Here is a 24007-nt window from a genome sequence, read left to right as displayed (position 1 = left end):
GGCATCGGCGACGGGCCCTTCGGCCTCGCGGCGCTGATCCAGGTATGCGCCACCCTCCCGGACAACTTCATCGCCTTCGAACTGCCCGTCGTCCAACCGGAGTGGAAGGGGCTGATCACCGGGATCATCCACGAGGACATGATCCGGGATGGCGTCATCCAGGTGCCCGACGTCCCCGGCCTGGGCGTCGATCTGGTCGAGGACGAGGTCCGGCGCATCCTGGGGCGCGAGGACATCTATCTGACGGACGTACAGATGAGACATTCGTGAGCGAGGGCAGGAAAATGAGTTACGAACGAGGGTGGCAGGCCCTTCACCTGGAGATGCCGGATCGCATCCCCCACACGGAGTACATCTTCCATCGACGATTCATCATGAAGGTCACGGGGTACGATCCCGAGGACCCGAAGCAGGCGGAAATGGCCCAACCCGCCCTGGCTAAAGCCCTGGATTATGACTTCATATGGTCGACGTACAGCCGCGATTGGGGCCTGCCGCGCACGGACATGGGGCGGGCCAAGTACTACGAGACCGAGACGCCCTGGGAGGCGAGCTATCCCTTCCAATCCGTCGAAGAGGTGCTGGCCTTCAACCCGCTGGAGGCCGCAGACCTGCCGACGATGGACGAGTTGACCGCCTCCGTGCGGGAGTATTACGAGAAGGGACAGGCAGCCTACCCCGACGCGGTGTTCCCCGGCGGCTTCTACAACTCCGTCTTCACCTGGAACATCGTGACCTTCGGGTGGGAGCTGTTCATGATGGCAACTAAGGCGGATCCCCGGCGATTCGAGGAGATCCTGGAACAGTTCACCCAGATCAGCATGATGGTCGTGGAGGCGCATATCCGGGCGGAGGTGCCCATCTTCCTCTGTCACGATGACATCGTCTGGGCCAGCGGGCCGGTGTTCTCCCCCTCCTGGATGCGCCAATACATCTTTCCCCGGCTGAAGCGGCTGTGGGACCCGCTTCGTGAGGCGGGGATTAAGGTATTGTTCTGCTCCGACGGCAACTTCAACGAATTCGTGGACGACCTGGTCGCGGCCGGGGCGGATGGCTTCATCTTCGAGCCGCTAACCGACCTGCAGTACATCGTGGAGCGATATGGCCAAACCCACGTGATCATCGGGAACATCGACTCCCGGATCCTCCAATACGGGACGCCGGAGGAGATCCGGGCGGAGGTGAAACGCTGCGCTGACCTGGGACGGGACTGCCCGGGCTACTTCTTCGCCGTGGGCAACCATATCCCCTACACGGTCCCCATCCCCAGCATCGAGTGCTACCTGGAGGCCATACAGGAATACGGCAGGCGATAGGGCCATCCTTGGGAATCGGCGCGGTGTGACCTGGAGAAGTCGCATGTGAAGGGTCTGCCCATGAAAGCTATCGACATCCTATCCTTCTGGCGAGAGCACAAGCTCGATCTGGGCGAGGAGGAGGGGTTCCGATTTGGGAGCCCCGACGCGGAGGTGACGGGGATCCTGATCGCCTGGATGGCCACGGAGGAGGTCATCCGCAAGGCACACGAGCAGGGCTGCAATCTGCTCATCGTCCATGAGGATCTCCTTTTCCCGCCGGGATATACCCGCGCGGCGCCGGAGCGTTATCTCAGCGGCGTGGTGAACACCCGCCGTCTCCAGCTGCTGGCCCGCTGGGAGATGACCGTCTTCCGAGCCCACGGCACCCTGGACCGGCTCTGCATCCTCGACGATTTCATCGCCGCGCTCGGCCTGCCCCCACCGGTAGTGAGCGAGGAGTATTGGCGGGTTTGTGAGATCCCTCCGACAACCGTTGGGGAGCTGGCGGACCGGATCAAGGAGCAGCTGGCCCTGCCTTCGCTCCGGGTGGTGGGCGAGCTCGAACAGGTAGTCCAACGCGTGGGGCTGCCGTGGGGTGGGCTTGGGCTCTCGCTGAACGCGTCGTTTCTGGAAGGGCTCCTCCGCTATGGCGTGGACGCGCTGATCGCGGGCGAGACGGACGAATACGCCATGTGGGCCATGCGAGACGCGGGCATCCCCCTCATCGAGACCTCCCACGCCGTGAGCGAGGAGCCCGGGCTGCGCCACGTCGCGCGCCTGCTCGCTGCCCACTTCCCCCAGGTGCCCGTGCACTTCCAGGAGATGGGGCGTCCCTGGCGCGATCGGTAGCCCCCACACCCGGCGTACAAGCCCCCAAGGATGCGCTCCCGGGGCTCAAAATGCTTGGCAAGGCCGATCCCATATGGTATAATAGCAAGCGACGGCAGATACTCCGCCCTGGCGCGAGTGTTCGCGCCGCCTGTACACGCGAAAGGAGGTGAGACGCCGGGCCTGGTGGCCAGAGGCATGGCGGGCGAGATCCTCTGGCAGCGAGTGTGAACACCAGCCCAGTCCCCATTCCCAGCATCCTGACCCCGCCGAATGGTTCAGACGCCTCGCGCAGATGAGAGGAAAGCGGTTTTGGCGTATGCCCATGACCATCGGCTGGTTGAGCATGGTCATGACCGAAGAGTTCGGTTTCCCGATCTGCGCAACCCCCGTAGAGGAGTTGATTGAATGGCTAGCGTCACGTATGAGCATGTTACCAAGCGTTTCGGCGACGTGATCGCGGTAAACGACCTCACGATCGAGATCGCGGACAAGGAATTCCTCGTCTTCGTCGGCCCCTCCGGTTGCGGCAAGACGACCTCCCTGCGCCTGCTCGCAGGCCTGGAGGAGGTCACCGAGGGGAACATCTACATCGGCGACCGCCTGGTGAACGATGTGGCCCCCAAGGATCGAGACATCGCCATGGTGTTCCAGTCCTACGCGCTCTATCCGCACATGAGCGTGTACGACAACATGGCCTTCGGCCTGAAGCTGCGCAAGACCCCCAAGGCCGAGATCGATCGCCGCGTGAAGGAGGCGGCCCAGATCCTGGGCATCGAGAACCTGCTGGATCGCAAGCCCAAGCAGCTATCCGGTGGTCAGCGACAGCGTGTGGCTGTGGGACGCGCCATCGTGCGCGAGCCCGCCGTCTTCCTCTTCGATGAGCCGCTGTCCAACCTGGACGCCAAACTGCGCGTCCAGACGCGCGCGGAGCTGGCCAAGCTGCACCATCGCCTGGCCACCACCTTCATCTATGTGACCCACGACCAGGTGGAGGCCATGACCATGGCGACCCGCATCGCGGTGATGCGGGACGGCATCCTGCAGCAGCTGGACACGCCGCAGAACCTGTACGACACACCGGGTAACGTCTTTGTGGCCGGCTTCATCGGCAGCCCGTCCATGAACTTCTTCGACGCCACCCTGGTAGAGGAAGATGGGAAGCTCTACGTGGACGGCGGATCCTTCAAGCTGCAGATCCCGCCGGACAAGGCCCAGACGTACATGAAGTACAAGGGGCAAGAGGTGATCTTCGGCATCCGCCCGGAGGACATCTACGCCAAGCCGTACGTCGCGCCCGGCATCTCCGCGGCCGACATGAAGGCCTCCGTGGATGTGACCGAGCTGATGGGTAACGAGATCTTCCTCTACTGCCTGACCGGCAACAAGAGCTTCATCGCCCGCGTGGATCCTCGAACCCAGGCGCGCGCCGGCGATGAGGTCGACCTGGTGGTGAACATGGACCGGCTCCACCTCTTCGACCCCAAGACGGAGATCCGGCTGACCTGATCGACGCGTTGCCATGCGGACAAAAGAAGGGGCTAGCCTGGCGGCTAGCCCCTTGTCATGTACATCATGTCATTATCCCCGCATATCATTTATAATCCCAATAGCGGTAGCGCCGCACGGAAACGCGAGGCGCGGGAGAGGACGCTGCAGCCATCATCGATCTCCCTTGGGTGCGGCGCGACCTGACACTATCATCCTGCTGTGAAGGGAAGGAACCGATGGACATCGAAGTCATCCAAGAGCTGGCGCAACCGAGTACGCTGCCGAACGGCGGCAAGATCGTCCTGGCCGTCATGGACGGGCTGGGAGGGCTGCCCATCGAGCCGGGCGGCCCCACGGAGTTGGAGGCGGCGAACACCCCGAATCTGGATCAGCTAGCCCGGGAGGGGACCACCGGCCTGAGCATCCCCATCGCCCGGGGCATCTCGCCCGGAAGCGGCCCGGGACATCTGGGCCTCTTCGGCTATGACCCACTGCGATATGAGATCGGGCGCGGCGTCCTGGAGGCGCTGGGCATCGACTTCGACCTACAGCCGGACGACCTGGCCGCGCGGGGCAACTTCTGCACCGTGGACGAGGAGGGGCGCATCGTCGATCGCCGGGCCGGGCGCATCCCCACCGAGATCGGGGCAAGGCTCTGCGAGAAGCTGCAAAAGGAGACCTCGATCCCCGGCTACGAGATCTTCGTACGTCCGGTCAAGGAGTACCGATTCGTCCTGGTCGTCCGGGGGCCGGGGCTGGCGGACGGGCTCTCGGAGACCGACCCCCAGCGGACGGGGGTTCCCCCCCTGCCCATCAAACCGCTGCGGGACGATCCCGCCACGGTGCGCACTGCAAAGCTCCTGAACGACTGGCTGGAGCAGGCCCGCCGGGTGCTGGCCAATGAGCACCCCGCCAACTCATTGAACCTGCGCGGCCTCGCCAAGGACCCGGGGATCCCCAGCTTCCAGGATATCTACAAGCTCAATGCCGCCGCCATCGCCACCTACCCGATGTACCGGGGCGTGGCGCGGCTGTGCGGCATGCAGGTCCTCTCCACCGGCGAGACGATGGCCTCCGAGTTGGACACGCTGGAGCAGCACTGGGACGAGTTCGATTTCTTCTTCATCCACTTCAAGTACACGGACAGCCGCGGGGAGGATGGCGACTTCCAGGCGAAGGTGAAGGTGATCGAGGAAGTCGATGGCTACATGAGCCGCATCCGCGCGCTGAACCCCTCGGTGCTCATCGTCACGGGGGACCATTCGACGCCCGCGCTGTTGCGTTCTCATTCCTGGCATCCCGTGCCGCTCCTCATGTGGGGCCCCACGGTCCGCCCCGATGAGGCCACGTCCTTCGGCGAGCGCGCGTGCGCACGCGGCGGCCTGGGCCACTTCCTGGCCAAGGAGATCATGCCAATGGCCATGGGGCACGCCGGGCGGCTGGCGAAATTCGGAGCGTAATCGGACGAACACCGATCCGAGCCATGCGACCCGGGGATCGGGTCGCATGGCTCTTCTTCCCCCTGAGGGAGGGAACCCCAATGCCTCAAGACACCACCCAGATCATCCGAGGATGGTCCAGTTTTGATCCTGAGGAGATTGAAGAGCGGCTGGAGCGGGGAGACGAGGGCCTTGCCTACTTCTTCGGCCCGGAGGAGATCGAGGAGATGCGCAGCCTGGCCGGAGAGGAGGTTCGGGTAACGGGAGGGCTGCGTCCCGCCATCGTCGTGCTACCCGGCATCATGGGCTCGCTCCTGCAGTCCACCCAGGGCATCATTGATCTGCTCTGGATCAACCCCATCGCCATCCTGCGGGGGAAGACGAACCTGCTCGAGATGGACGAGACGGGCGAGCGGGACGCTGATCCCCGCGTGTACGTCACCCCCACCGGCATCGAGATGATCTACTATACCAAGTTCATTCTGGCCGTGCGCAAACACGTGGATGTGTTCCAGTTCCCATACGATTGGCGTCGGGACATCCGGGCCCTGGCAGGGGATCTGCACCAGGCACTGGAGCGCTGGGCGGCCGGGACGGACCGCAAGTTCACGCTGGTGGGGCACAGCATGGGCGGGCTGGTATCGCGCGCCTACCTGGCCCTCTACCCGCAAGCCGCGGAGCGTCGAGTGGAGCGGCTCATCATGCTGGGAACGCCCAACCACGGCGCCCCGGAGGCGATCCGCAACCTGATGCAAGGCAACGACATGATGAACCTGGCCCAGAAGCTGAACCCCGCGAACGACGTCTCCCGCCTGGTCCGTCGTATCCCGTCCATTTACCAGATCCTGCCGGCGCCGCCCGATCTCTGGCCCGCCGACGCGCGCTATCCGGCCAACTTCGACCTGTACGACGCTCAAGCATGGCCGATTCGCGGCCTCAATCAGCGATTCCTGGACGCGGGGCGGGCCTACTGGGAGCTGCTGGCCGGGCCCACGGCACAGGTTCCCCACATCATGATCGCCGGCTGCGGGCTGGAGACCACCATCGGCGTGCGCATCCGGGAGAGGACGGAGGAGGGGATCACGTTGGAGGTGGAGCGCGGCCGCGATGGAATGGCGGGCGGCGATGGCACGGTTCCTCTAACCTCCGCGCTGCTGCCCGACGCCGAGACCTACTACGTGCGCCAGGCACACGCCAAGCTCCCCAGCCACCGATCCGTCATCCGGGCGGTCATCGACCTGGCCCATGGCGGCCAGCCGGATCTCTCGCCGGAGCTGGCCGCCCCGACCCGAGCGGCCGTCCCGGGACGGCCGCCGGTCGACCCCGATCAGGACGCAGGACGGCTCCGGGAGCAGATCGAGGCGGGGACGCTCACGGCTGCAGACATGGAAAAGCTGTACTTCCTGCTGTGAGGGCACGACGGGCGCACGTCCATGGGCCGTCGGCGGCCCATCCGTGGTGCGATCGTGGCGCGATGACCGTTCGTTCACACGTTTTGCTTTTCCCTTCCGGATGCGCTAGAATCAGGCAGCGGCTCGTCCAATGCCTCACTCCAGCCTTACAAGCGAGGTGATTTCACGTCCCGGGAGAGCCGACGAGCTGTCGAGAGGCACTTCCCGGCAAGCGAGGGAAGATGGACCCCTATCAGGATGCGCTTGATTACATCTACGGACCGACGCGATACCGACGTTATGGATGCAGCGCCGCACGGTATGACCTCTCCCGGATGCATCGATTGCTAGAGCGATTGGGAGACCCCCACAAGCGCTTTCGATGTGTGCATATCGCGGGAACCAAGGGCAAGGGCTCTACAGCCGCCCTGACGGAATCCGTACTCCGCAGCGCAGGCTACCGTACCGGCCTCTTCACGTCTCCCCATCTACATACCTTTCGAGAACGCATACGCCTGGACGGCCATCTGATCCCCAAGGAGGATCTGATTGACCTCCTGGACCGGTGTAAACCCATTCTGGAGACCGAGCCGGAGCGTACCACGTTCGAGACGATCACCACGCTGGCGTTCGCGTATTTCGCGGAACGACGGGTGGATTGGGCCGTGCTAGAGGTGGGGCTGGGTGGACGTCTGGATGCCACCAACGTGGTCCATCCGGCCGCCTGCGCCATCACCTCCCTGAGCCTGGATCACACGAACCTGCTCGGGCACACGCTGTCCCTGATCGCCTGGGAGAAGGCGGGGATCATCAAGCCGGGCGTGCCGGTCATCTCGGCCCCCCAAGCCAAGGAGGCCATGAAGGTCATCGAGGATGTCTGCCGCACGGCCGGCGCCGAGCTGAAGACGGTAGGCCCCGAGCCCTCCGGACCGGGCGACCCCACCTACACGTGGCGATGGACCAGCCGGAACAGGCCAGACCTATCCGGGCAGAGCCTTACCGTGTACGGCCCCAACGGGGTTGTGTTCGAGGATCTGCCGGTCCCCTTCCTGGGACATCACCAGCTGGACAACGCCTGCGTGGCGGTGGCGATCCTGTGTGAGCTGCGCGATCAGGGCGCAAATGTGCCTGAAGCCGCCCTGTACGAGGGCATGCGACAGGCGCGCTGGCCGGGCAGGCTCGAGGTCCTGGCGCGAGAACCCTGGATCGTCGTGGATAGCGCGCATAACGTGGACTCGGCACAGAAGCTCCGCGTCGCGCTCCAGGAATGGTTCCGCTACCAACGGCTGGGGCTGCTGTTCGGCGCCTCTCGCGACAAGGATATCCGAGGGATGCTGGAGGTGTTCCTGCCCATCGCGGACCACAACGTGGTCTCCGCCTCCCTGCACCCCAGAGCCGCCGATCCGCTCGATCTCGCCGCGCTGGCTCGCAGCATTCGCCCCGGCGTGGATCTCACCGTGACATATCGAATGGAAGACGCCCTGGACGAGATGCTCGCCTGGGCCCGACCGGATGATCTGATCCTCGTGACCGGCTCTATCTTCGTGGTGGCGGCGGCACGCGCCGTCCTGGCCGAGCGCAACCTGACTCGCCTGCCGCCCGATGACTGGGTATATGAGGCGGATCCGCCCCCTCAACCGGTACACCGGCAGGCGCGGGACCGCTAACGGGTGGGAAAAAGATCTCGGGAGGCGATGCAAACTACTCAAATCGACATGCGTGTGGTATCATCGACAGAGTCGTTTGCATCTGGAGGAATAGCCGGACATGAGATTCGATATGCCGTTAGACTTCTCGGGTGAGATGTCCTTTTTCGGCCCATTGGTGGGCCCGTTAGAAGACGACTTCGTAGAAGGGGATGAGGAGAGAGAGGAAAAAGAGTACGTCGTCGTACCCCTGCGCAACACCATCGTCTTCCCACGCATGATGGCCCCGCTGCTCATCGGCCGCAACCGGTCCGTGCGAGCAGTGGAGGCGGCCTCGGCCTCCGGGATGCCTATCCTGGTGGTCGCGCAGCGCGATGCGAACGAGGAGAACCCGGAGCCCGACGACCTGTACCCGATGGGCACCGAGATCCTGGTCGTGCGGACCCTGCGCATGCCCGATGGGAGCACCAGCATCCTCTGCCAGGGGCGTCAGCGCGTTCAGATCAGCGAGTTCACGCAGGAGGAGCCTTACCTGCAGGCGCGCGGCAGGCCCGTGTGGGAGGAGGAGCATGAGGGACTTCCCACCGAGGCGCTGATGCGGGCCGTGCTCGCCCTGTTCGAGAAGTGCGTACAGCTCAACCCCAGCCTCCCGGAGGAGGCCTACATCGCCGCCATGAATGTGGACGAGCCGGGCTGGCTGGCCGACCTGATCGCCTCTGTGCTGGACATGGACGTGGAGGAAAAGCAGGAGCTCCTGGAGACCATCGACACCACCGCCCGTCTGCAACGGCTGAGCATCCTGCTGGGGCGAGAGCTGGATGTGCTGGAGTTGGAGAATCGGATCCACCAGCAGGTCCAGGAGGAGATGGACCGCTCCCAAAGGGAGTACTTCCTGCGGGAGCAGATGCGGGTGATCCAGAGCGAGCTGGGCGAGACGGACGAGCAGACCCGCGAGATCAACGAGCTGCGCGAGCGGCTGGAGGAGGCCGGGCTACCGGAGGAGGCCTTCAAGAAGGCGGAGAAGGAGCTGGATCGCCTGGCGGCCATGCCCCCCTTCGCCCCGGAGGTCGCCATCATCCGGACCTATCTGGACTGGCTGATCGAGCTGCCGTGGAAAGAGATCACCGAGGACAACATGGACATCGCGCACGCGGCCAAGGTCCTCGATGAGCACCACTACGGGCTGCCGAAGGCCAAGGAGCGCATCCTGGAGTACATCGCCGTGCGGAAGCTAGCGCCGGATAAGATGCGCCAGCCGATCCTATGCTTTGTGGGCCCTCCCGGCACCGGAAAGACCTCGATGGGACAATCCATCGCCAAGGCGCTGGGACGCAAGTTCGTGCGCATGTCCCTGGGAGGGGTACGGGACGAGGCGGAGATCCGGGGCCATCGGCGCACGTACATCGGCGCGATGCCCGGCCGCATCATCCAGACGATGCGCACCGCCGGCACCCTGAACCCACTCTTCATGCTGGATGAGATCGACAAGATCGGGCTGGACTTCCGTGGCGATCCGGCGGCCGCGCTGCTCGAGGTCCTGGACCCCGAGCAGAACCACGCCTTCATGGACCACTACCTGGACGTGCCCTACGACCTGTCCAAGGTGATGTTCATCACCACGGCCAACGTGCTGGATACGGTCCCACCGGCGCTGCGAGACCGCATGGAGGTGATCCACTTCCCCGGATACATCGAGGAGGAGAAGCTGGCCATCGCCCGGCAGTTCCTGGTGCCGCGTCAGATCGAGGAGAACGGCCTGGTCGAGCACAAGCTGAGCTTCTCCGATCGGACGTTGCGGACGATTATCCGGGAGCATACCTACGAGGCTGGGGTGCGAAATCTGGAGCGCTGCATCGCCCAGATCTGCCGCAAGGTCGCCCGGAGGGTGGCCGAGGGGAAGCGAGCGCCCCACCACATCACCCCCGCCTCGCTGAGCAAGTACCTGGGCCCCCCGGAGCACATGTTCGGCCGCATCGAGGAGCGGGACGAGGTCGGCGTGGCCACCGGGCTGGCCGTCACCGAGGCGGGCGGCGATCTGCTGTCCATCGAGGTCACCTTGATGGAGGGCAAGGGGAATCTGTTGTTGACCGGGCAGCTGGGGGATGTGATGCAGGAATCAGCCCAGGCGGCCCTTTCCTATGCCCGCTCCCACGCGAAGGAGCTGGGGTTCGGCGACCTCGATTTCGACAAGATCGACATCCATATCCACGTGCCGGAGGGGGCCACGCCCAAGGACGGCCCCAGCGCGGGGATCACCATCGCCACTGCGCTGATCTCCGCCCTGAGCAAGCAACCTGTCCGCCATGAGGTGGGGATGACCGGGGAGATCACCCTGCGCGGGCGGGTCCTCCCCGTCGGCGGCCTGAAGGAGAAGATCCTGGCCGCCCACCGGGCGGGCCTCACAATCGTGGTGATCCCCAAGAAGAACGAGAAGGACCTGATCGAGATCCCCAAACGCGTGAAGCGTGATCTGAAGCTGGTGCTGGTGGAGCATATGGACGAGGTGCTGCCGGTCGCCCTGGTGAAGATGAAGGAGAAAGTCAAAACGGTGCGGGCGGAACGGAGACCTCGGCCATCCGCGGCGGCCCCGGCCGTAGCCGCACCGGAAGGCTAAACGCTCGCAAGGGCGGGCCGGTTCCTGACCTGGCTCGCCCTTGTCATTCTCGTCGGGAGCCACCGCTCCTCCGTCCACCGTGGAGACCTTCCAACCGGCACCCGTAAGAGCGTGTCTGAAGATGTATCGGCAAGGTGTCTGAGGTTTCCCTCAACGACCAGCTCCACAGGGGGAGGTGTGGAGGGGAGGCCCCCTCCACGGAAATCTCTCTTTTCCAGCCTGCACCTGCTTTCCTCGGCCCTTCCCGAAGAACCCAGGCCGAGGCCAGGCAGGTTGAAGGCGGAAGAAGGACTTTTTCCGGAGGGGCTCCGCATAGCAGAAACAACGGCCTTTCTCAGACACACTCTAAGAGAGCGGCGATGGTTGACCTGAGGCACAGAGACAATGACCCACCGCGCGTGGAGACTCCTATTGGCGACGCTCCTCCTGCTGGCGGCCGCAGGCTGCAACATACGGCCCAAGGAGAAACCCGCGCTCCCCATCCCCCTGGAAAGCGTGTTACCCCCAAGCTGGGAGCCGGTCGGGGAACTGACCGAGATCAACATCGACGAAGACAAGGCATCGGAATGGCTTTTGCGCTTCCGATACGACGGCGGGCTGATCGGCGCCGTGATCTACGATACCCAGAGCAAGGCGGATCCCTACCGGGTCGCCGAGAAGCTGCCCCATCAGCCGGCGTTTCTGATCGCCTATCCCCTGCTGCCCAACACCGAGGACGACTACGGCCTCGGCTACATCGGCAACGACAAAGCCGAGTACAAAACGGTGGACACGAACGCGAACGGCCGCCCGGACGTGCTCCTGCTCCTGGGGTATTGGCGGACCGTGCCCACCCGGCTGACCATGGCCTGGTGGATTGATGCGAAAGAAGGATACGGGGTGGCTCATGTGGTCAGCGACGAGGCCCTCCAGTTCGATGAGCCGGGCTATTGGAAGGAGCGGGCCAGACAGCTGAAGAAGGTGATCACCAGACGCCGCATGAACGATCGCAGCAACCTGTGCGAGCGACATGAGTACCGGGTGAATTGGACGGATCACCGATTCATCCTCACCCGCTCGGAGATCACGTTCTGTCAGGGCCGACCTCAGGATCCGGTCTACCCGGAGGGCACGGTCCTCAGCTTCCTGCTACAGCTGGAGAAGGCCGTTCCCCCCCAGCAGCAAGGCAGCGTCTTCGACCGATTGATGACGCAAGACGGGATCAAGGCATGGGAAAAGGTCTTCGGCGATGACGCCTTCGTGAGGCGAAAGCAGCTGCATGTGCTGCGGATCGAGTACGATGGGCCGTTAGGCGACCAGGTGGAGGTGCGCACCACCCATCAGGATAGCAAGGGACGGCATCGGCTGATCTGGCAGCTGAAGCGACAACGTCCTCGCGAGATCACGGGAACGGTCACCTGGCGGATTACCGACGTTCGGCGCGATGAGGAGGTGAAGCGGCGATGATCGAGAAGGAACACATCACTCGCGCACAGCCGACAGCCGACGAGATACGCCGCTGGCTGTCGCAGGGACCTGGGGAGACGCTGGCCTTTGCGCCCAACGCCAGCTCGCCACGAAAGCTGGCCGAAACCCTGGTGGCCATGGCCAACGCCCACGGCGGCGTGCTGCTCATCGGGGCGAACGCTCGCGGCGCCCTCACGGGGTTGCGCGATCCCGAGGAGGCCCAGGAACGGGCGCTGGCCGCCGCGCTCATGGCCGATCCGCCGCTGATCCTCCCCATGCCCGATATCGTGACCGTGGACGGGAAAGCCGTGTGTGCGGTGACGGTGCCCCCCGGCCTCCCACACGTCTACAGCCTGAAGGGCCAGTTCCTGACGCGCACCGGCGCCCACAACCGACCGCTGACCTCCTCCGAGCTGCGCCACCTGCTTCTCGACCGCGGCGAGGCGGGCTTCGAGGCACGCCCCGTCCCCAATGCCACCATGGACGACCTGGACCTGGACTTCGTCGCCGAATACGTCCAGCAACTGGAGGGATTCACCCGCGAGGACATCCCCAAGGCCCTGCTGGCGCGCGGCTGCCTGCTACGCCGGGAGGATGGGCAGCTTGTGCCCACGTATGCCGGGATCCTCCTCTTCGGCCGTCAGCCGGAGCGCTTCGTACCCGCGGCGGAGATCATCGCCGTTCGCTACGCGGGGCCCGAGATGGGCGATGAGTTCGTGCGGGAGGATATTCGCGGCCCCTTGAGCGAGCAGATCCGCCGGGCGGAGGCGTTCGTGGCCGCCAACATGCGGCGGGGGATGCGCATCGCCGGGCTGGAGCGAGAGGAGCGCACGGAATATCCACTGCCCGTCGTGCGAGAGGCCATCGTCAACGCCGTGGCCCATCGGGACTACGCCATCCGGGGGGATAGCATTCGCGTCCTCATGTTCAGCGACCGGCTGGAGGTCTACTCGCCCGGCCGGCTGCCCGGCCACGTGACGCTGGAGAACCTGATCGACGAGCGCTTCTCCCGCAACGAGGCCATCGTCCAGGTACTATCCGATATGGGCTTCATCGAGCGCCTGGGCTACGGGATCGACCGCATGATCCGCACCATGGAGCGCGAAGGGCTCCCGCCGCCCCGCTTCGAGGAGACGGCAGCGGGTTTCAAGGTCACGCTGATCGGGCACGGGACGCAGCTGGTCAGCCGGACGCCGGAGGCCCAACGATGGGGAAACGTCCTGCTGAACCCACGTCAGGAGAAGGCGCTGGCCTACCTGAAGGAGCACGGCCGCATCACGAACTCCGAGATGCGGGCCCTCTGCCCCGGCGTGTCCGACGAGACCATCCGCCGGGATCTGGTGGATCTGGTGAACAAGGGCCTGCTCCTCAAGATCGGCGAGACCCGCGCCACCTACTATATCCTCCGATAAAGGGCTCGGACAGGCTCTCCGCCCTCGTCCTAATCCGAGAAGAGGGAAACCAGCCGAAACCGCTCGACGTCGACCAGGCCGCGATCGGTGAGCTTGAGGCTGGGGATCACCTCCAGGCCCAGAAAGGACATGGTCATGAACGGGTCGCGCATCGTCACGCCGAGCCGATGCGCGGCCTGGAGCAGCCGGTCCAGCCCCTCCCGCACCTCCGCAATAGGACGATCAGACATCAGGCCCGCGATGGGAAGCGGCAGCCGGGCGAGAACCCGCCGGCCGTGGGCGACGGCCATCCCGCCGCGCATATCGCCCACCGCGCGGGCGGCCGTGAGCATCGACTCGTCGTCCGCGCCCAGCACCATGAGATTGTGATGATCGTGCGCCACCGATGAGGCCAGGGCGCCCTCGCGCAGCCCGAAGCCGCGGACGAACCCCTTCCCCACGTTCCCACTGGCCTGATGGCGCTCGATGACGGCCAGCTTCAACAGGTCCCGCGCGGGATCCGCCACCACCTGGCCGTCCCGGACCGTGGCGGGCTCGACGAGATGCTCCGTGATGAGCTGATCGGCCCGGGCGCCGATGACGCGTATCCGGCGGCCCCGAGCCGGGATCCGCAGATCCACCCGCTCCCAGGCGATGTTCATGGAGGATCGCACGGTGGGCTGGCGAGGATGTTCCGGCCACGGCACCGGCTGGCCCTGGACCGCTACGAGCCGACCGCCCCGGTAGACCATCTCCACACGGAGGTCATGGAAGGAATCGAAGATGACCAGGTCCGCCCGACGGCCGGGGGCCACCGCCCCGCGATCGTGGAGGTGAAAGTACTCAGCCGGGTTCAGCGTGGCCATCCGAATGGCGGTGATCGGCTCCACCCCTCCCCGGATCGCACGCCGAATCATGTCGTCGATGTGCCCCCGCTCCATCAGGTCGGCCGGATGCCGATCGTCGGTGCAGAAACAGCAACGACGGCTGTTGGCCGGCGTGATCAGCGGCAGCAGGTCCTCCAGATTCCGGGCGATGCTCGCCTCCCGAAGGAAGATGTAGAGGCCGCGAGCCAGCTTGGCCCTCGCCTCCGCCACGGTGGTGCACTCATGATCCGAGCCGATCCCGGCCAGGACATAGGCGTTCAGCGCGTGCCCCGCCAGGCCGGGCGCATGGCCGTCGATGACATGCTCACGGAATGTGGTCAGCTTGTCCATGAGCGATCGATCGCCCTGCACGACGCCCGCGTAGTTCATGACCTCACCCAGACCCAGCATCCACGGATCCGAGAGCAACGGGGCCAGGTCGTAGGACTCCAGGCTGGCCCCGGCCGTCTCCATGGCCGTCGCCGGGACGCAGGAAGGTGCCATGACGTAGACGCTGAGCGGGCCGTACTTGGCCGACTCCAGCACATAGCGGATGCCGTCCAGTCCCAGGACGTTCGCGATCTCGTGGGGATCGACGATGACGGTCGTCGTGCCGTGGGGGACCACCGCGCGGGCGAACTCGCGGATGGTCACCATGGAGCTCTCGATATGCACATGGCTATCGATAAAGCCGGGGGAAACGTACGCGCCCTGCAGATCCTCCTCCGCTCGAGCCTCGTAACCATCGCCCACGCCGACCACCCAGGAGCGGAGGATGGCGACATCGGTCTGTTCGATCTCGCCGGAGAAGACGTTGACCACGCGGGCGTTTCGCAGCAGCAGATCCACGGGGATCTCCCCGCGCGCGGCCTGAAGCATATCCGGAAGGTCCATTCAGTGCCTCCTTGCACATGAGCCACGGCGCCGTTACGCGATTATAGCATTGGGGGGTGACCGACTGCATGACCACTATCATACCCCTTCGTCGCGGCATCGATCCCCGGAGCGGCACGGCATGGACGAGGCCCTCGCTCGCCATTGGGAAGGCGTGAGTCCCGATCGTCCTTCGCATAACTGAGATTGACAAAGACAAATGGCTGTAGTATAGTCGCCCTGGATGGATAGCTCACGCAAGCTGCGGCCCTGTCGCTTCCCCAAGCCGCGCTTCCATATGAAGTTCAACAACGTAAAGAGGCAATACCCCGCCTCGACCCACGTGAGCGTAACTCGTCCATCGCCGTTCTATCCGTTCACTTTCATCCAAGCGGAGGAGAAGGGATCATGAAGCGGAACAAGGTTCTCTGGAGTGTGACCTGGCTCCTGCTCCTGGCGATGGTCATAAGCGGCTGCGCCCGCGGTGCCACGCCCGAGCCAACGCCAGCACCACAACCGGCCGAGGAGGCCGCTCCCACGCCGACGCCGCAACCCCAGCCAGCGGCGGAAGAGGCGGAGAAGCTGAAGATCGCGTTCGTGTACGTGGCTCCCATCGGCGACCTGGGCTGGACCTGGGCGCATGACCAGGGGCGCAAATACGTGGAACAGGTGCTCGGCGATCGGGTCGAGACGGCATACATCGAGAACGTGCCGGAGGGTCCGGACGCCGAACGCGTGATCCGAGACTTCGCCCAGAAGGGGTACAAGCTGATCTTCACCACCTCCTTCGGCTACATGGATCCCACCATCGCGGTGGCCCAGGAGTTCCCGGACACCTGGTTCGTCCACATCTCCGGGTATAAGACGGCCCCCAACGTGAGCACCGTCTTCGGCCGCATGTACCAGGCCCGTTATCTGTCCGGCCTGGTGGCGGGCAAGATGACCAAGTCCAACATCATCGGATACGTGGCGGCCCATCCCATCCCGGAGGTCATTCGCGGCATCAACGCCTTCGCGCTGGGCGTCCGCGAGGTGAACCCCGACGCCGAGGTGCGCGTGGTGTGGACGAACACCTGGTTCGGGCCGCCGCAGGAGAAGGAGGCCGCCGAGGCGCTGCTGGACCAGGGCGCGGACATCATCGCCCAGCATCAGGACACCACGGAGCCGCAGAAGGCCGCGGCCGAACGAGGTGCCCTGAGCATCGGCTATGACTCCGACATGCGCGCCTTCGTGGGCGACACCGTGCTCACCAGCCCGATCTGGAACTGGGGCATCAAGTACGCGCAGATCGCCCAGGCGGTGCTGGACGGCACCTACCAGTCCGAGTCGTACTGGGGGCCGATGTCCGACGGCATCGTGGATCTGGCGCCGCTCAGCCCGCTGGTCCCGGACGATGTGAAGGAGCTGGTGGAGCAGAAGAAGCAGGAGATCATCGCCGCCGGTTATGACGACGCCATCTTCTGCGGCCCGCTCAAGGGCGCCAACGGCGTCGAGTTCCTGCCCGCGGGCCAATGCATGACCGATGAGCAGATGCTCGGCATGAACTGGTTCGTCGAGGGCGTCGTCGGCGAGGCCCCGGCCGAGGCGGCTCCCATCGAGGGGAAGCCGGCGCCACAGCCCGCGGCCGCCCCCGCCGAGGAGAAGCCGAAGGTCGCCTTCGTGTACGTCGGCCCTGTGGGCGACCTGGGTTGGACCTACGCCCACGACCTGGGGCGCCAGTACATCGAGAAGGAGCTAGGCGTCGAGACCGCCTACAGCGAGCTGGTGCCCGAGGGCCCGGACGCGACCCGGGTCATCCGGGACTACGCGGAGAAGGGGTACAAGATCATCTTCGCCACCTCCTTCGGCTACATGGACTCCGTGTTGGAGGTGGCAGCCGAGTATCCGGATACCATCTTCGAGCACGCCACCGGCTATAAGATGGCGGACAACGTCGGCATCTACGACGGCCGCGGCTACCAGGGATGGTATCTGGCCGGCATCGTGGCCGGGAAGATGACCAAGACCAACATCCTGGGCTACATCGCGCCGTACCCCATCCCCGAGGTGGTCCGCAACATGAACGCGTTCACCCTGGGCGCACGATCGGTGAACCCGGATGTGAAAGTACACCCGGTGTGGATCTTCACCTGGGTGGATCCGCCCAAGGAGCGGGAGGCGGCGCAGGCGCTCCTGGACCTGGGAGCGGACGTCATCGCCCGGGAGTCCGATTCCACGGAGCCGGATAAGGTCGCCCAGGAGAACGGCGTCTACGCCATCGGCTACAACGCCTACGTGCCGGACGTGGCGCCCGACGCGCTGCTGACCGCACCCATCTGGAATTGGGGCGTCATCTACAAGAAGGTCGTCGAGGACGTGATGGCCGGCACGTGGAAGCCCGAGGACATCTGGTGGGGCATGAAGGAGGGCGTGCTGGAGCTGGCGCCCTACGGCAAGATGGTGCCGGACGACGTGAAGGAGCTGGTCGAGGCCAAGAAGGCCGAGATCGTCGCCGGTGAGTTCGACGTCTTCGTCGGCCCCATCAAGGACAACCAGGGCGAGGAACGAGTCCCCGCCGGACACGTCATGACGGACGACGAGAAGAGAGCTTTCAACTGGCTGGTCGAGGGCGTGGTGGGAGAGATCCCCAAGTAAGATCGGTTCTCTCATGATCTCGAAGCTGAGTCAGGCAGATCACCATAGGCGATCTGCCTGACTCATGTTTGCCAGGCACCGTCGCAGCGGTCGACCGAGAAAGAGGAGAGTCCACGACGTGAGCTCAAACCATCCGGATGCCGCGCCGGCCGTACGCATGGTCGGCATCGTCAAGCGATTCCCAGGCGTGGTCGCCAACGCGGGCATTGACCTGGAGGTGTATGCCGGGGAGATCCACGCGCTGCTGGGGGAAAACGGGGCGGGCAAATCGACGCTGATGAACATCCTGGCCGGCCTCTACCGCCCGGACGAGGGCGAGATCTACATCCACGGCCGGCGAGTCGATATCCGCTCCCCGCGCGACGCGATCAACCTGGGCATCGGTATGGTCCACCAACACTTCATGCTGGTGGAGACCCTGACGGTGGCGGAGAACGTCATCCTGGGGCTGAAGGAGCCCCGCCTGATCCTGGACATGCGCCAGGTCGAGAAGGAGATCGAGGAGCTATCCCGCCACTATGGGCTCCGGGTGGACCCCACCGCGTACATCTGGCAGCTCTCCGTGGGCGAACAGCAGCGTGTGGAGATCCTGAAGGCGCTCTATCGGGGGGCGAACATCCTGATCATGGACGAGCCCACGGCAGTGCTGACGCCCCAGGAGGCGAACGACCTGGGGCGGACGCTACGACGCATGGCCGACGAGGGCAAGGCGGTCATCTTCATCACCCACAAACTGGACGAGGTCGCCGAGTTCTCCGACCGGGTGACGGTGTTACGGCAGGGCAAAGTGGTGGCGACGTTGCCCACCGCCGAGACCACCAAGAGCGAGCTCGCCCGGCTGATGGTGGGCCGGGATGTGCTGTTCCAACTGGAGAAGGAGCCGATTCAGCCGGGCCCCGTCGTGCTGGAGCTTCAGGACGTGCACGCCACCAACGATAAGGGCCTGCCCGCGCTGCGAGGGATCTCCCTGCAGATCCGAGAGGGCGAGATCCTGGGGGTCGCCGGCGTGGCGGGCAACGGGCAGCGCGAGTTGGCGGAGGTGGTGACCGGGCTGCGGCCCGTCACCCGAGGGCGGATCCTCATGCGAGGACGGGACGTCACGAACTGCTCGCCGCGGGAGGCGATCCAGGCCGGGATCAGCCACGTGCCCGGCGACCGCCTGGGGGTGGGCCTGGTGCCCAACCTGCCGGTCAGCGACAACATTATCCTCAAAGGCTATCGGAAGCCCCCTCTGGCGCAGGGCCCCTTCCTGAGGAAGCGAGCGATCGTGCGCTTCGCCCAGGACCTGATCCAGCGCTTCCGGATCGACACGCCCAGCCATGCGACGCCGGTGCGCCTGCTATCGGGGGGCAACCTGCAACGCTGCATCTTGGCGAGGGAGATCACCGCCGGGCGGGGCCTGCTGGTGGCCGTGCACCCGACGCGCGGGCTGGACGTCGGCGCGACGGAGGCGGTGCGTCGCATGCTGCTGGAGCAGCGAGCGCAAGGGGCCGCTATCCTGCTGATCTCCGAGGATCTGGAGGAGCTTCTGGAGCTGAGCGACCGCATCATCGTGTTGTACGAGGGGGAGATCATGGGGATGGTCCCCGCGAAGGACGCGAACATTGAGGCCCTCGGCCTGATGATGGCGGGCACACGCCTGTCCGCGGTGGAGGAAAGATAGGATGTTGGGCTTCTCATTGCGCCTGGAACGACGGCTAACCCCCTCCCGCACCGTGAGCATGCTGGTGCCCGTCATCTCCCTGGTGCTGGCGCTGCTCGTCGCCGGGATACTGCTCATCCTGGTAGGCGCCTCCCCTTGGGAGACGTACAAGGCGATGGCCATCGGAGCGTTCGGGGGGAAATACAACATCTCCGAGACATTGGTCAAGGCCATCCCCCTGATGCTGACCGGGCTGGCCGTCAGCATCGCCTTCCGGATGCAGTTCTGGAACATCGGCGCCGAGGGGCAATTGGTGATGGGCGGCTTCGCGGCGGCGGGTGTGGCGCTCTTCTTCCCGGAACGCTTCCCCTGGCTGCCCGACTGGTCGCTGCTGCCGCTGATGTTCCTGGCCGCTTTCGCGGTCGGCGCCCTATGGGGGCTGGGGCCCGCGCTGCTGCGAGCGTGGCTGGGCGTCAACGAGATCATCACGACCCTGATGCTGAACTACGTGGCGATCCTGTGGGTGGAGTACTTGTTCGTCGGCCCCTGGAAGGATCCGCAGGGGTTCGGGTTCCCGGGCACCGCCCAATTCCCCAAAGCGGCGTGGCTCCCCCGGATCACGGGACGGGTCCACCTGGGGTTGATCATCGCCATCGTGGCAGCCGTCGTGCTATGGCTGGCGCTCGGCCGCACCAAGTGGGGATATGAGATCCGGGTCATCGGCGAAAATCCACGGGCGGCGCGCTACGCGGGGATCAGCCTGGTGCGCAACATCGTGCTGGTGATGATCGTCAGCGGAGGGCTGGCCGGGCTCGCCGGCTTCGGCGAGGTGGCCGGGATCTCACACCGCCTGCAAAAAGGGCTCAGCGTAGGCTACGGATATACGGCGATCATCGTCGCGTGGCTGGCCAAGCTGAATCCATGGGGTGTGCTGCTGGTAGCCGTATTGTTGGCCGGCCTGCTGGTCGGGGGCGATCAGCTCCAGATCACGATGGGGCTGCCGGCCTCCGTCGCCCTCGTCCTGCAGGGACTGATCCTCTTCTTCGTGCTAGGAGGGGACATCTTCACACAGTACCGGCTGCGCATCCTTCGAGCGCAGAGGGCACAGGCATCACAGGCCATAGAGGAAGCAGGAGTGTGAGGAAGAGTCGATGAGCTTGGCACTGCTGACGTCCATTCTGGCTGTCACGATCCGGGCGGGCACGTCCCTGCTGTACGCCACGCTGGGAGAGATCCTGACCGAGCGATCGGGGATCCTGAACCTGGGCCTGGAGGGGATCATGCTGACGGGCGCGGTGACCGCCTTCGCGGCCGCCTACCACACCGGGAGCCTGCTGGCCGGCGTGGCCACCGCGATGGTGGTAGGCGGGCTCCTGGCGTTGATCCACGCCTTCCTCACCATCACGCTGCGGGCGGACCAGGTCGTATCCGGGCTCTCGCTGACGATCTTCGGCACGGGGCTCTCCAGCTTCCTGGGACAGCGGCTGGGGCCGGAGGGAAAGCCGTTGGTGGGGCTAATCGGCCCCCAGTTCAAGCGCCTCCCCATCCCCGGGGCGTCCGACATCCCGTTCCTGGGGCAGGCGCTCTTCCATCAGGACCTGCTGGTGTACATCATGTACCTGCTCGTGCCGCTGACCTGGTACTTCCTGTACAAGACGCGGCCCGGGCTACACCTGCGCGCGGTGGGGGAGAATCCCCACACGGCCGATGCCATGGGCGTCGATGTCGTGGGCGTGCGCTACTTTTACACGATCTTCGGCGGGATGCTGGTGGGATTGGGCGGCGCGCATCTGAGCCTCGCCTACACGCCCGGGTGGACGGAGAACCTGACCGGCGGGCGCGGCTGGATCGCCATCGCGCTGGTCATCTTCGCCATGTGGGATCCGCTGCGGGCTGTGATCGGCGCGGTGCTGTTCGGCGGGATCAACGCGGTGCAATTCCGGATGCAGGCCGCGGGCACGACCATTCCGGCCGCCTTTCTGAACATGATGCCCTACCTGTTCACCATCGCCGTGCTGGTAGTCATCACCTGGTGGGAAACCTTCCGCAAGCGGGTGGGCGCCCCGGCCGCGCTGGGGCTCCCCTACATGCGAGAGGAACGTCGATAGGAGGGAGATAAACGGACACACGCTTCTTAAGACATTTCCATTCCGGCCGGACGAGGCAGGCCAACGCGTCCGCCCGTTCGGCAACGTAGATGAGTGACCGGGAGCCACATCGCTGGCTCCCCAGAAATCCCTCGAGGATGAAACGAGCCCCGAGGGGAGGTGACGGAGATCTCGTCCGCCCCTGCGGGGGCTTGCCTGCGTATCTCTTCCGACAACCCGATCCAGGATCCAGGGCGCCGACGCCGGCAAGGATCGCCGGCAGCCGGCCCCATGATCCATGAGCGTGGCGCTCAACCTCTACGCTGGTCAGCTCCTAAATCGCTTTCTCGTTTCCTCTCTCCTTTCGACGATCAGGACAGTTCGGTACCATGGCCTCCCCGCCGAGATACAACGGCGGAGGCGACCTATCGTGCCCGCGATGGGCGACGCGGTCCGCTCGCGAGCGGCGCCCGATGGCCGTGAGCACAGGATCGAGCGGCTCACGCCGGCAGGCTCTCATCGAGCCGTGCAGAGCAGTCCTTTCACGATGGAGAGAGCGTTCGTATGGTGAAGTTCCGGGGGATAAGCGAAGGAAGGAGGTGATGTCGCGTGAGAAAGGGTGGAGCAGAACACAACAGCCTGCCGGCGGTCATCCTGGCCGCAGGCCAGGGCAGCCGACTTCGAAAGAACCACCGCGGGGTACCGAAGCCGCTCATCAAGATCCTGGGGCTGAGCCTGCTGGAACGGACCATCCTCGCCTGTCGCGTGGCCGGGGCCACGGAGTTCTACGTGGTCGTCGGCTATGAGAAGGAGAAAGTCGCCGCGCACGCGAAAGCGATCGGACGGCGCCACCGCATTCCCATCCACATCGTGGAGAACCCGGATTGGGAGGAGGGAAACGGCGTCTCGGCGCTCGCGGCCGCGGCACACCTGAACGGACACGACGTGTTCCTCCTGACCATGTGCGATCATCTCTTTGATCCGGATATCCCCGAGCTTCTCCTTCACGCAGGCACCCATACGGACACATGCCTGCTCGCCGTCGACCGCCGGATCGACCGGGTGTTCGATCTGGATGATGCGACGAAGGTCCAGCTCAACGGCCGGGAGATCACGGCCATCGGCAAAGACCTTTCCTCGTACAACGGGATCGACACGGGCATCTTCCTCTGCCGGCCCTCGATCTTCGACGCCCTGTCGAAAGCCCGGGAACACGGAGACGGCTCCCTGTCCGATGGCGTACGAGAGCTGATCTCGAGGGGCGGGATCCAGGCCATCGAGATCGGGGAGCGCTTTTGGATCGATGTGGACACGCCGGAGAGCCTGGCCTACGCCAGACGGCTCCTCCTGGCGCGCCTGGCCAAGCCTCGCGGCGATGGGATCATCTCCCGCCGCATCAACCGCCCGATCTCCAGGCGGATCTCCAGCCTCCTGGCCCTCACGCCGCTGACGCCCAACGCGATCAGCGTCTTGAGCTTCCTGCTCTGCCTTCTCGGGGCATGGCTGTTCGCCTCGGGGGACTACCTGAGGACAGCGGCGGCCGGGCTGCTGGTGCAGCTGGCCTCCATCGTGGACGGCTGCGACGGCGAGATCGCCCGGTTGAAATTCCAGGCCACCCGCTTCGGCGCCTGGTTCGACACCATCCTGGACCGCTACGCCGATGCGGTCATCGTGGGCGGGATCACCTATGGGTACTGGCGCGCACATCCCAACGCCCTGGCGTGGCTGGCCGGGCTCCTGGCCATCGTCGGGTTCATCCTGTACAGCTACACGAAGAAAGAGTTCCAGGTGCGCTACGGGCACGAGCTGAACGAATACCGGCTCTATCAGAGGATCCCAGCCTCCAGGGACGTCCGGCTCTTTCTGATCTTCATCGGGGCCCTGGTGGGGCAACCCTTCGCGGCCATGGTGCTGGCCGGTCTGCTCGCGCACGCGGCGGTCTGGTTGGGCTTCGCGGACGTCTACCGCAGGGCGAGGGCGATGTCAGCAGGCGGTCCACGGTGAGAGGGATGGCGCACCATGGAAGTCACGAGGGCCACCGGGCGATCTCGTACCCGGTGGCCCCGTCATATATCCGCCACTGACGGCCAGCGCGCTCACGCGCTCCTGGCGAACACTCCGGGATGTCCTGCACTTCACCGTGGACATGGAGAAGAAACATTCGCGCCGGAAGAGGCCACTTTCCTGCCCTCGGCCTGCCATCCTCGGCCCCGATAAAGAAATCCTACGTAGGGGCGCCCCTTGTGGGCGCCCGAGGCAGCCACAAGGGCTGCCTCTACAAGATCTAAGAGCGTGCCTGAAAATTTCCGGCAAGATGTCTAAGGGGTCTCCCTCAACGACCAGCTCCACAGGGGAAGGTGT

Annotated in this window: 15 protein-coding genes and 1 pseudogene; 15 read left to right on the top strand and 1 reads right to left on the bottom strand. The window is 65.1% G+C overall.

Going from position 1 to position 24007, the window contains the following annotated elements; genetic code table 11:
- The 10 genes from GXP39_09880 to GXP39_09835 form a co-directional block, all read left to right on the top strand.
- The coding region (locus GXP39_09880) for a mandelate racemase/muconate lactonizing enzyme family protein (GenBank protein ID NOZ28344.1) at positions 1-270 on the top strand (270 nt) is incomplete at its 5' end.
- Between the two features lie 14 nt (positions 271-284).
- Positions 285-1316: a hypothetical protein gene (locus tag GXP39_09875; protein NOZ28343.1), complete on the top strand. Its 1032-nt coding sequence runs from the start codon at positions 285-287 to the stop codon at positions 1314-1316.
- A 60-nt stretch (positions 1317-1376) separates the two neighbouring features.
- Complete coding sequence (locus tag GXP39_09870) at positions 1377-2147, top strand: hypothetical protein (GenBank protein NOZ28342.1); 771 nt, start codon at positions 1377-1379, stop codon at positions 2145-2147.
- 387 nt (positions 2148-2534) lie between these two features.
- Complete coding sequence (ugpC, locus tag GXP39_09865) at positions 2535-3635, top strand: sn-glycerol-3-phosphate ABC transporter ATP-binding protein UgpC (protein NOZ28341.1); 1101 nt, start codon at positions 2535-2537, stop codon at positions 3633-3635.
- 218 nt (positions 3636-3853) lie between these two features.
- Positions 3854-5077 carry a 2,3-bisphosphoglycerate-independent phosphoglycerate mutase gene (locus tag GXP39_09860; GenBank protein ID NOZ28340.1) on the top strand — a complete coding sequence of 408 codons (1224 nt, stop codon included), beginning with the start codon at positions 3854-3856 and terminating at the stop codon, positions 5075-5077.
- A gap of 80 nt (positions 5078-5157) precedes the next feature.
- Entirely contained in the window at positions 5158-6468 is a 1311-nt protein-coding gene (locus GXP39_09855) for an alpha/beta fold hydrolase (protein NOZ28339.1), read from the top strand.
- A 221-nt stretch (positions 6469-6689) separates the two neighbouring features.
- Positions 6690-8114, top strand: a complete 1425-nt coding sequence (locus GXP39_09850) for a bifunctional folylpolyglutamate synthase/dihydrofolate synthase (protein ID NOZ28338.1) — start codon at positions 6690-6692, stop codon at positions 8112-8114.
- 136 nt (positions 8115-8250) lie between these two features.
- Positions 8251-10707, top strand: coding sequence for an endopeptidase La (gene lon, locus GXP39_09845; GenBank protein ID NOZ28337.1), 2457 nt, complete (start codon positions 8251-8253; stop codon positions 10705-10707).
- Between the two features lie 411 nt (positions 10708-11118).
- Positions 11119-12153: a hypothetical protein gene (locus tag GXP39_09840; protein ID NOZ28336.1), complete on the top strand. Its 1035-nt coding sequence runs from the start codon at positions 11119-11121 to the stop codon at positions 12151-12153.
- Positions 12150-13565 (top strand): DeoR family transcriptional regulator, encoded by a 1416-nt coding sequence (locus tag GXP39_09835; GenBank protein ID NOZ28335.1) that lies wholly within the window; start codon positions 12150-12152, stop codon positions 13563-13565. The genes GXP39_09840 and GXP39_09835 overlap by 4 nt, the downstream gene beginning before the upstream one ends.
- Positions 13566-13594: 29 nt before the next feature.
- On the opposite strand, the gene ade is transcribed toward GXP39_09835, so the two are convergent.
- A complete protein-coding gene (ade, locus tag GXP39_09830) occupies positions 13595-15304 on the bottom strand; it encodes an adenine deaminase (GenBank protein ID NOZ28334.1) in 1710 nt (569 codons plus the stop codon).
- A gap of 387 nt (positions 15305-15691) precedes the next feature.
- Here ade and GXP39_09825 point away from each other — a divergent pair.
- From GXP39_09825 to GXP39_09805, 5 genes and pseudogenes are all read left to right on the top strand, one after another.
- Positions 15692-16852 (top strand): annotated as a pseudogene (locus GXP39_09825) (BMP family ABC transporter substrate-binding protein).
- Between the two features lie 1222 nt (positions 16853-18074).
- Positions 18075-19580 (top strand): ABC transporter ATP-binding protein, encoded by a 1506-nt coding sequence (locus GXP39_09820; GenBank protein NOZ28333.1) that lies wholly within the window; start codon positions 18075-18077, stop codon positions 19578-19580.
- A gap of 1 nt (position 19581) precedes the next feature.
- On the top strand, positions 19582-20700 hold the full coding sequence (locus tag GXP39_09815; GenBank protein NOZ28332.1) for an ABC transporter permease: 1119 nt from the start codon (positions 19582-19584) through the stop codon (positions 20698-20700).
- A gap of 10 nt (positions 20701-20710) precedes the next feature.
- The gene (locus GXP39_09810; protein NOZ28331.1) at positions 20711-21667 is read left to right on the top strand and encodes an ABC transporter permease; all 957 of its coding nucleotides are present in this window, start codon (positions 20711-20713) and stop codon (positions 21665-21667) included.
- A gap of 588 nt (positions 21668-22255) precedes the next feature.
- A complete protein-coding gene (locus tag GXP39_09805; GenBank protein NOZ28330.1) occupies positions 22256-23650 on the top strand; it encodes an NTP transferase domain-containing protein in 1395 nt (464 codons plus the stop codon).
- The last annotated feature ends 357 nt before the right edge of the window (positions 23651-24007 follow it).

The organism is Chloroflexota bacterium, from assembly GCA_013152435.1.
Classification (GTDB): Bacteria; Chloroflexota; Anaerolineae; order DUEN01; family DUEN01; genus DUEN01.
The sequence above is the reverse complement of the archived record's forward strand: the minus strand, read 5'-3'. Positions and strand labels throughout refer to the sequence as shown.